The sequence below is a fragment of the Vibrio sp. V10_P2A27P122 genome (genome assembly GCF_963874335.1).
Taxonomy (GTDB): Bacteria; Pseudomonadota; Gammaproteobacteria; order Enterobacterales; family Vibrionaceae; genus Vibrio; species Vibrio anguillarum.
The window spans coordinates 17,405-28,251 of the sequence record NZ_CAWNHY010000221.1 but is presented as its reverse complement, the minus strand read 5'-3'; the positions used below and the strand labels follow the sequence as shown (position 1 = coordinate 28,251).

The window sequence follows — 10,847 nt, the reverse complement described above, 5'->3', positions numbered from 1 at the left end:
GAGTATGAGAGGCAGATCACTGACCTAAATGAGAGTAAAAATCAAACCAAAGATGGTAAATTGACGTTTATAACGATCACTTTCTACAAATTGACGTTTTTAACGGGAATTCAAATTGATAATTTTCTCTCCAAGGTGTCTTCTTACTCCTGCCAAAGGTCTACAGGCCACTCATGTTGACCAACTCCTCCGGTTTGTTAACACGCAATGAGGTAGGCCTTGGAGAGTGTTTATCAATTGATGACATTCATATCCATTAGTGAAATGAAAGCAAATAGTAAGGAACAGCTATGCTTGCCAATATTAAAAAAACAGCGCTAGCCGCTGCAGTAATCGCCGCCGCAGCGAGCCTTTCAGCTCCAGCAGCCGCACGCAGTGAGCTAACGATCGTACCTGATTTCTACCCTACAATGGTACGTAACTTTAACCCGTATCTAGCAACAAACCTACGTACGACCACTGATTTCATCTATGAACCACTGGTCATCTTCAACGAAATGCATGGTAATACACCCGTTATGCGTTTGGCTGAAGGCTTTAAAATGTCTGATGACCTAATGAGTGTTACTTTTGATATCCGTAAAGGTGTTAAATGGTCAGATGGTCAAGCATTTACAGCGGATGATGTCGTGTTCTCTTATGGCTTATTGAAAAATAAACCTGAACTCGACCAACGCGGTATCAACAAGTGGGTAACGAGCGTAGAAAAACTGAACGACTACCAAATCCGTTTCCGTTTAAGTGAAGCTAACTCAAACGTACCTTATGAAATCTCGTTAGTTCCTATCGTTGCTGAGCATGTATGGAAAGATGTGAAAGATCCAGCGACTTTCACCAACGAAAACCCTGTAGGTACTGGTCCGTTTACTGAAATCGACACCTTCACTCCACAGCTATACATCCAATGTCGTAACCCGAATTACTGGGATGCTGCAAACCTTGAGGTTGACTGTTTGCGTGTACCTCAAATTGCAAACAATGACCAATTGCTAGGTAAAATTGTTAACTCTGAACTCGATTGGACCTCTTCATTCGTTCCAGATATTGACCGTACTTATGCCGCTGCAAGCCCTAGCCACCACTACTGGTATCCGCCATCAGGCACACAAGCATTTATGGTTAACTTCAAAAACCCAGATGCAGTAAAAAATGAAGCGCTAAGCAACGTTGATTTCCGTCGCGCATTCTCTATGGCTCTTGACCGTCAAACTATTATCGATATCGCTTTCTATGGCGGCGGTACCGTTAATGACTTCGCTTCAGGCTTAGGTTATGCATTCCAAGCTTGGTCTGATGAAAACATCCACAATAAGTACAAAGGCTACAACACGTACAACGTTGAAGGCGCGAAAAAACTGCTTGCTAAAGCGGGCTTCAAAGACGTGAACAAAGACGGTTTTGTTGATACTCCATCAGGTAAATCTTTTGAGCTACTTGTTCAATCACCAAATGGCTGGACTGACTTCAACAACACAGTACAACTTGCCGTTGAACAGCTTGCCGAAGTAGGCATCAAAGCACGTGCTCGTACTCCAGAGTTTGCGGTTTATAACCAAGCAATGCTTGAAGGTACTTATGACGTCGCTTACACCAACTACTTCCACGGTGCAGATCCACATCTATACTGGAACAGTGCATACAACTCTGCACTACAGAAAGGTGAAGGTATGCCTCGTTTTGCTATGCACTTCTACAAAAACGACAAGCTAGATACTTTGCTAGACAGCTTCTACAAAACAGCGGATAAAAATGAGCAGCTAGAAATCGCTCACGGAATTCAGAAAATCATTGCTGAAAACCAAGTGACCATCCCTGTAATGTCAGGTGCTTACATGTACCAATACAACACAGCACGCTTTAGCGGCTGGTGGAACGAAGAAAATCCTAAGGGTCGTCCAAACATTTGGGCTGGTATCCCTGAGCGTCTATTACACGTACTGGACCTAAAACCAGTTAAGTAAGTAGAAGTTCATTCCTTGCGGCGTACTTCGTGCGCCGCTAAATAAAATCCCCTAAATACCTAGCAAATGTATAACGCTCGTCGTTAGGGGATTTTTCGCTCTAAATTTCGCTAGGAGCGACCTGAAACCAGGTACAGGATAAAACTGGGTGAGTAAGGTGTGAGTTATGGGTTATTTTTTAAGACGTTTGTCATTTTATTTTATCGCGTTGCTGGTTGCAGCAACATTGAACTTCATTATTCCGCGAGCCATGCCTGGAGACCCAGTGACCATGATGTTCGCAAACGCAACAACGCAAGTAACGCCAGAACGAATCGAAGCGATGAAACAGCTTCTCGGTTTCGTTGATGGTCCGTTACCCGTACAGTATTTGACCTATTTAAAAAGCATTCTAAGTTGGGAATTAGGCACGTCGATTAAGTTCTATCCGTTAAGTGTCAATGAATTACTGGGTAGTGCATTTGGTTGGTCGTTATTTCTAGCGGGTACTGCGGTTGTGATCTCGTTCTCAATCGGTTCTCTACTGGGCATTTTTGCCGCATGGAAACGAGGCAGTCGTTACGATACGTTTATTACCCCAGGGATGTTGGTTATACAAGCCGTTCCGCAAGTGGTTATTGCGATGATCGCTATGTTTACTTTTGCTATCGGCTTGCAATGGTTCCCTACGGGTTATGCCTACACTGCTGGTACGATGCCAGATTGGACAAGTTGGACATTCATTAAAGATGTGGCTTACCACGCTTTCTTGCCTCTTGTCTGTGCGTCTCTAGTACAAATCGGTGGGTTTCTCGTCAACATGCGTAACAACATGATTAACCTGCTCGCTGAAGACTACATCACGATGGCGAAAGGGAAAGGGCTCAGCGAAAACCGTGTGGTTTTCCAGTACGCCGCTCGTAATGCTTTATTGCCAAGTGTCACCGCTCTATCAATGTCTTTGGGTATGGCTATCGGTGGTCAGCTCATCATTGAAATTATCTTTAACTATCCTGGCCTTGGTACCGTTTTATTTAATGCGATCAACGCTCGTGATTACCAAGTTCTGCAAGGGCAGCTACTGATTATGACGCTCTTTATGCTGTTCTTTAACCTGTTGGCGGACATGCTTTATGTCGTACTAGACCCTCGCCTACGCAAGGGAGGTAAATAATCATGAAAGATCTCATTAAACTCATTCGCGGCAATACCGTTGCCATGGTCGGTGTCATTATTTTGGGCCTATTTTTATTCATCGCCCTTGCTGCGCCACTGATCACCAAACATGCGCCAGATAAACGTACCGGAAATCCACACGAGTACCCATCGTTCGTCGTCAAAGCCGCTAAAGCAGATCCGAATGGCTGGATTGCTGAAAACTTGGCGACTGACCGCCGCACCTTACTGCTCTCAAAAGGTGAAGATCATGTGCTAGGCACCTCTCGTATGGGACGCGATGTTTGGTCACAAGTGGTATATGGCGCACGAGTCTCACTCGCCGTGGGTTTTGGCGCAGGAATGACCGTCTGTTTTCTTGCGACTGTGATTGGTGTTTCTGCCGGTTACTTTGGCGGTAAGGTCGATGACATTCTAACCGCCGCTATGAATATCATGCTGGTGATACCGCAATATCCTCTTTTATTCGTGGTCGCGGCATTTATTGGAGAGGCCGGCCCATTAACCATTGCACTCATCATTGGCTGCACCTCCTGGGCTTGGGGCGCTAGGGTCGTACGCTCACAAACCCTCGCACTGCGTGAAAAAGAATTTGTCAGAGCGGCGGAAGTCTTGGGTGAATCATCATGGCGCATCATTTTCGTTGAGATTCTACCTAACCTCATCTCCATCGTTGGCGCTAGCTTCATCGGTTCAGTGATGTACGCCATCATGATGGAAGCCACTATCTCCTTCCTTGGTCTTGGCGATCCAAACACTATCAGTTGGGGCATCATGTTGTACAACGTTCAAACGTCCTCTTCTATGCTGATTGGCGCTTGGTGGGAACTGCTTGCTCCTTGCATTGCTTTGACTCTACTCGTTACTGGTTTGGCTTTACTGAACTTTGCGGTCGATGAAATTGCCAACCCACAACTGCGTTCACACAAAGGAATGAAGCGTTGGAAAAAACTCGCAGAGCAAGACAAGAAAGAGCGTCAGCCTGACCTGCCACCACAAAATGCACTTTGGAGCGGAGATAAATAATCATGACAAACCCACTTATTTCAATCCGTAACCTATGCGTTGACTACATCACCGACGCCGGTGATGTTCGAGCATGCAGCAACGTCAGTTTTGACATTGCACCTGGCGAAGTATTTGGCCTTGCTGGTGAATCTGGCTGTGGTAAATCAACTATCGCATTTTCACTGATGCGTCTGCATAAGCCGCCCGCGTTTATTACTGGCGGAGAAGTGATTTTTAATGGTGAAAATATCATTAAATACAGCGATGAACGCATGCAATCCTTTCGCTGGAGCCAAATGTCGATGGTGTTTCAAAGTGCGATGAACGCTTTGAACCCAGTATTGACGATGGAAGAGCAATTTTGTGACGTGATCATGCGCCATACCAACATGACTCGTGAACAAGCTAAACGCCGCGCTGAAGGTTTGTTAGAAATTGTCGATATTCACCCAAGTCGCTTAAACGATTACCCACACCAATTCTCTGGGGGTATGCGTCAACGCTTGGTGATTGCAATTGCTCTCGCGCTCAATCCTAAAATGATCATTATGGATGAGCCTACTACGGCACTTGATGTGGTTGTCCAGCGTGAAATATTGCAAAAAATCTATGCGCTGAAAGAAGAGTTTGGCTTCTCTATCTTGTTCATCACCCATGATTTGTCCTTGATGGTCGAGTTCTCCGATCGGATTGGCATCATGTATTCCGGTGAATTAATTGAAGTGGCTCCTTCTAAACAGATTCTGGAAAGCCCTTTCCATCCTTACACCAAAGGACTGGGTAGTTCTTTCCCTCCACTGACAGGCCCTAAAACGAAGTTAACTGGAATACCAGGTAACCCGTTGAACTTATTGGATATACCTCAAGGTTGTCGTTTCCAAGCTCGTTGCGATCGCGTACATGAAGCTTGCACCAAAATTCCAACGAGTTTGCGCCAAATAGAGCTTGGACGCTTCTCCAGTTGCCACCTTTACGGTGACCCAATTGCTCAAGTGAAACTGTAGAGCACAAGCTGTATTACAAAAATTTCTGGAGACAATTATGAGCAAAAATTTCGGTGAATTACTGGTTGAGGGGAAAAATCTAGTTAAAGATTTTCCAATCAACAGTAACACCCTAAAACAACCTATGATGCGAGCGATCAACGACGTATCGTTCAAAATGTTCAAAAGCCGCGGCTTGGCTGTCGTGGGTGAATCAGGCTCTGGCAAATCAACGACCGCTAAAATGATTGCCAAAATGTACGCCCCAACATCCGGTGTAATTGAATACAAAGGACGCGATATTTTAGACATCACTTCACGCAGTGACCTGATGCACTATCGCGAAGGCGTCCAGATGGTATGGCAAGATCCGTTTGGCTCACTCAACCCAACTCATACCATTTTTCATCATATTGCTCGTCCACTGCTTATCCATAAAAAAGTGACGTCAGGTAATAAGAGAGAGTTAGAAGAACGCGTTCACGATTTACTGGAACAAGTCGGCCTTATTCCACCAAAAGAAACAGCCGCGAAATATCCGCACCAGTTGTCTGGTGGACAGCGTCAACGTGTCAACTTAGCGCGTAATATCGCGGTTGGTGCCGAAGTGGTACTGGCTGATGAACCAACCTCCATGTTGGATGTGTCGATTCGTGCGGGTGTTCTCAACCTGATGGAAGAGATGAAGTTTGAAAAGCAGATGTCGCTGCTTTATATCACGCACGACATCGCCACCGCACGCTACATCGCCGAAGACTTAGCCGTCATGTACGTCGGACATATGGTGGAATGGGGCGATACTGAAGAGATCATTCACGATCCTCAGCACCCATATACTCAACTATTGGTTTCCGCAGTGCCCGATCCTAGTAAATCGATACACGAGAAGCTCAAAGGGAACAAAGGCGAAATTCCACTTTGGACCCCGGTATCAACAGGCTGTCCTTTTGCTGGTCGATGCATGCAGGCGAGTGACAAATGTCGTGAACAACTTCCAGCGGTGACTCAGTTGTCTGATAACCACTTTGTTCGTTGTTACTTATTTGAATAATCACTAACGCACACCTTAAGGTATTGAAGCCGCTGACATAACCTCATCGGTTTCAATGCCTTAGGTAAACCTATAAAACAAAGTCAGCACATGCCTCAACTGGTTAAGTGCTGGCGAGAAATCAAAGATCTGGCTTGGAGATGTTTAATGCTGCTACTGATTAACCATATTGGTTATGAGCCACAAGGGCCCAAACAGGCGATACTAATGAGTAACACGCTCCGTGTTTCTTCCGATATCGCCCTGCTTGTTTGTGCAAACAGCCATCAAACGGTGTCGACTTTCGTTGTTGAACCACAAGCTAAAGTCGCACATTGGCATTTAGGTAGCTTTTATACGATCGACTTTTCTCAATACACCACTTCAGGACAGTATTACCTGCGTTTTGAAAATACCCACTCCCCTATTTTTGAAATTGGTGAAGGGATACTGATGAAAAAAACGTTTTCTGATGTATTGCACTACTTCAAATCACAACGTTGTGGTGGCATTTTCGACCAGCAAGATAAGCTCGTACCACTGCTTGGTACATCAACCACTGCCGATGTACACGGTGGCTGGTACGACGCTTCCGGTGACGTCAGTAAGTATCTGAGTCACCTTTCTTACGCCAATTATTTAAACCCTCAACAAACCCCAATGGTGGTTTGGAATATGTTAAAGGGATTGGTACAACTAGAACACCACTCGAGTTTTGCTGCATTTTCTCGCACTCGCCTTAAGGAAGAGGCGTTATTTGGTGCTGATTTTCTGATCCGCATGCAAAACTCCGAGGGGTTCTTTTATACAACGGTCTTTGACAAATGGAGCAAGGACATTAAGCAGCGAGAGATCTGCGCCTATACCACTCAATCAGGCCACAAGTCTGACGATTATCAAGCCGGATTTCGTCAAGGGGGCGGTGTTGCGATTGCCGCTCTTGCGGTGGCAGCACGTTTAGATGTTCACGGTGATTTCACCTCAGAACACTATTTAACAGCGGCAGAGCATGGTTACTGGCATTTAAAAGAAAATAACACGCGCTATCTCGACGATGGCGAAGAGAACATCATTGATGCCTATTGCGCTCTGCTTGCATCGGTTGAGCTCTACCGCTCAACTCATCAAGCAAATTATCTGGTTGAGTGTCGTCTTTGGGCACAAAGGTTATGCGCTTATCAACACAGCGACGCTAACATCGCTCATTATTGGGCAGCCAATAGTGATGCCACTCGTCCTTATTATCACGCCGCCGAAGCTGGACTACCAGTGATTGCACTGTGCGAATATCTCGAGATTGAAACAGAAGAACACCGCAAACAATCGGTCGTTCAAGTGATTGAGAATGCTTGCCGCTTTGAGCTCACTATCACTCATCAAGTCAGTAACCCATTTGGCTACCCACGCCAATATGTAAAACCTGTGAATGGCGACAAACGCTGCGCATTTTTTGTCGCTCACGACAATGAATCCGGCTACTGGTGGCAAGGCGAAAATGCGCGTTTAGGATCGCTCGCGTGTATGGCTTATCGCGCCCAAGCCTTCGTCAACGCAGATCTGCACGCCCCTTTAACCACCTTTGCACAAAATGCATTGAACTGGATTGTCGGATTAAATCCATACGATATGTGCATGCTCGATGGGCACGGTCGCAACAATCCAGACTACCTACCCCATTTAGGCTTTTTTAACGCCAAAGGGGGAGTGTGTAATGGCATTACAGGCGGTTTTGAAGATGAAGAAGATATCGCTTTTAACCCAGCGAAACAGAAGGATGACATGCTGCAAAACTGGCGTTGGGCTGAGCAATGGATTCCTCATGGTGCTTGGTATCTGCTGGCCATCACAACCCAGTTTTGCCACTTCTCAACACCAGACTTAGAGAGGCAATCATGACCTTTTATTATGTCGGTATTGATGGAGGCGGCACATCATGTCGCGCACGCATCCGCAACGAGCAAGGCGCGCTGTTAGGTGAAGCGAAAAGCGGTAGCGCCAATATTTTATTGGGTGTGGAACTTGCCATGCAGACGATCATTGATGCAATTACTCAAGCGGCGCACCAAAGCGGGCTGACGAAAGAGAATTTTGCTCAGATGCACGTGGGTCTTGCTCTGGCTGGCGCAGAACAAAAATCCGCATGGCATGCGTTTATGTCTCAGACACATCCTTTTGCTTCACTAACGCTCAACACAGATGCTTACGGTGCGTGTATTGGTGCTCATAATGGCGACGATGGCGCAATTATGATCGCGGGAACGGGCTCTTGTGGCCTATTTTTACACGCCGGGCAGCAGCATGTGGTGGGTGGACGAGAGTTTCCCATATCCGATCAAGGCAGTGGTGCCATCATGGGTTTACGCCTAATCCAGCGCGTGCTGCTCATTGCAGATGGCATCGGCGAGCCTTCATTATTAAGCGCTCATGTGATGCAACATTTTAACCACGATGTTGATCAGATTGTCGAATGGTCAAAAAACGCACTCCCACGAGACTATGGCCAGTTCTCTCCCGTTATTTTTTCTCTAGCGCAACAAGGTGATGCGCTGGCGATCGAGCTTCTCAAACAAACTGCGGCAGACATCGAAATGTTTCTTGTCGCTCTTCATAACAAAGGAGCCAAGCGGATCTGCCTCATGGGTAGCATTGCAGAGCGTATCTTGTATTGGCTTTCTCCACCGGTACAGCAGTGGATTGTTCAACCTCAATTCGACGCTATCGAAGGCGCGATTATGTTTGCCGGCAAAGCCGAGCATAATTTGTATTAAGGAATCACTATGAGCTATCGAATTGACTTTGCGGTACTCTCAGAACAGAAGCAATTTTGCCGTTTTGGTTTAACGTTCCATAACTTAAGCGATCAAGACCTAAAAGACTGGTCGTTACATTTTGTGATTGATCGCTTCATTCAGCCAGACAGCATCACCCATGGCAACGTAGTGCAAATAGGCAGTTTCTGCTCATTAACGCCAGATATGACCGTGCTTGCTGCAAACTCACATTTTTACTGTGAATTTAGCATCAAAACCGCCCCTTTCCATTTTTACACTGATGGCGTAAAGCACGCTTTTGTTCAATGCAATGGTGAGCAACCGATCGAACGTCATGATGTGATCGTAACTCCGATTGCTCTCGCCTCGCCTTATCGTGAGCGCAGTGAAATACCCACAACAGAAGCCGCGAGCCTCAGCCTCATTCCATTACCAAACAAGATTGAATCCGGCACAGGGCATTGCACCTTAACGACTTCGAGCCAGATTACCTTGCAATCCACATGCGCTGAGCAAGCTGCGACTTGGTTACAACAGGAACTCAACCGTATATTTGATTTTCAGCCCAAACCCATTGGCAGCGCTGATATTATCTACCGCACTAACCCGACCTTTGACGAGGGCGCGTATCAACTCAACGTCGATCGTACCGGCATTCGCTTAGAGGCGAGTGGTCATCAAGGCTTTATGTATGCTAGCGCGACCCTGTTGCAGTTGATTCAAGTTCAAGATCAATCGTGGTTAGTCCCCTGCGTCAAAATCAGTGATGCGCCACGCTTTAAGTACCGAGGCATGATGCTCGACTGTGCGCGCCATTTTCATGGAATCGAGACAGTTAAGCGGCTTATTAACCAATTAGCGCATTACAAATTCAATACGTTCCATTGGCATTTGACCGATGACGAAGGATGGCGTATCGAAATTAAAGCACTGCCACAACTCACCGACATCGGTGCATGGCGAGGGGTTGATGAAGTGCTCGAACCTCAATACAGCTTGTTAACGCAGCGCCACGGTGGTTTCTATACACAACAAGAGATCAAAGAGGTTATCGCATACGCTCAAGAGCGTGGTATCACAGTGATCCCTGAAATTGATGTTCCCGGACATTGCCGCGCCGCGATCAAATCTCTGCCTCATCTGCTGGCCGATAAAGAGGATCAATCACACTATCGCAGCATTCAATATTATAACGATAACGTCCTCTCCCCCGCCCTTGAAGGTACGTATGAGTTCTTAGATATCGTCTTGCAAGAAGTCTCTGAGCTATTTCCATCCCCCTTTATCCATATTGGTGCCGACGAAGTGCCCGATGGGGTCTGGATTAACAGCCCTAAATGTCAACAACTGATGGCTGATAATGGCTATACCGAGGCCAAAGAATTACAAGGACACTTACTACGTTATGCCGAACAAAAACTGCGTACGCTTGGCAAACGCATGGTCGGCTGGGAAGAAGCGCATCATGGCAATAAGGTCAGTAAAGATACTGTTATCTACTCTTGGCTTTCTGAAGCGGCGGCATTGAACTGCGCGAAACAGGGGTTTGATGTGATTTTACAACCCGGTCAGTACACGTATCTGGATATTGCTCAAGATTATGCGCCAGAAGAACCGGGCGTTGACTGGGCTGGTGTCACCCCATTAGAAAAAGCCTATCGCTATGAACCCTTAGCCGAAGTGCCCGAAAACGATCCACTCCGTAAGCGAATTCTCGGTATTCAGTGCGCTTTATGGTGTGAATTAATCAATAACCCACAGCGTATGGAATACATGATTTACCCACGATTAACTGCACTCGCCGAAGCAGGATGGACTCATAAAGTGCATCGTGATTGGCAAGATTATCTGTCACGGCTCAAAGGACATCTGCCTATGTTGGACAAGCAAGGCATCCGTTACCGAGCACCATGGAAATAAACACAACACTTGGAGTCGG

The 10,847-nt window shown here is 46.4% G+C and carries 8 protein-coding genes; all 8 read left to right on the top strand.

The features are described 5' to 3' along the window. The first annotated feature begins 290 nt into the window (after nucleotides 1–290). The 8 genes from AACQ17_RS09170 (at nucleotide 291) to AACQ17_RS09135 (ending at nucleotide 10,828) form a co-directional block, all read left to right on the top strand. A complete protein-coding gene (locus AACQ17_RS09170) occupies nucleotides 291–1,961 on the top strand; it encodes an ABC transporter substrate-binding protein (protein ID WP_013857639.1) in 1,671 nt (556 codons plus the stop codon). Between the two features lie 166 nt (nucleotides 1,962–2,127). After that, a complete protein-coding gene (locus AACQ17_RS09165) occupies nucleotides 2,128–3,114 on the top strand; it encodes an ABC transporter permease (protein WP_013857640.1) in 987 nt (328 codons plus the stop codon). A gap of 2 nt (nucleotides 3,115–3,116) precedes the next feature. Then, a complete protein-coding gene (locus AACQ17_RS09160) occupies nucleotides 3,117–4,142 on the top strand; it encodes an ABC transporter permease (protein ID WP_013857641.1) in 1,026 nt (341 codons plus the stop codon). A gap of 2 nt (nucleotides 4,143–4,144) precedes the next feature. Continuing rightward, nucleotides 4,145–5,128, top strand: coding sequence for an ABC transporter ATP-binding protein (locus tag AACQ17_RS09155; RefSeq protein ID WP_013857642.1), 984 nt, complete (start codon nucleotides 4,145–4,147; stop codon nucleotides 5,126–5,128). A 37-nt stretch (nucleotides 5,129–5,165) separates the two neighbouring features. Next, nucleotides 5,166–6,158, top strand: coding sequence for an ABC transporter ATP-binding protein (locus AACQ17_RS09150; RefSeq protein WP_013857643.1), 993 nt, complete (start codon nucleotides 5,166–5,168; stop codon nucleotides 6,156–6,158). A 147-nt stretch (nucleotides 6,159–6,305) separates the two neighbouring features. After that, a complete protein-coding gene (locus tag AACQ17_RS09145; protein WP_094147071.1) occupies nucleotides 6,306–8,033 on the top strand; it encodes a glycoside hydrolase family 9 protein in 1,728 nt (575 codons plus the stop codon). Continuing rightward, the gene (locus tag AACQ17_RS09140) at nucleotides 8,030–8,905 is read left to right on the top strand and encodes an N-acetylglucosamine kinase (RefSeq protein WP_013857645.1); all 876 of its coding nucleotides are present in this window, start codon (nucleotides 8,030–8,032) and stop codon (nucleotides 8,903–8,905) included. The genes AACQ17_RS09145 and AACQ17_RS09140 overlap by 4 nt, the downstream gene beginning before the upstream one ends. A gap of 9 nt (nucleotides 8,906–8,914) precedes the next feature. Beyond that, nucleotides 8,915–10,828 carry a beta-N-acetylhexosaminidase gene (locus AACQ17_RS09135; protein WP_088731752.1) on the top strand — a complete coding sequence of 638 codons (1,914 nt, stop codon included), beginning with the start codon at nucleotides 8,915–8,917 and terminating at the stop codon, nucleotides 10,826–10,828. Nucleotides 10,829–10,847 lie beyond the last annotated feature (19 nt).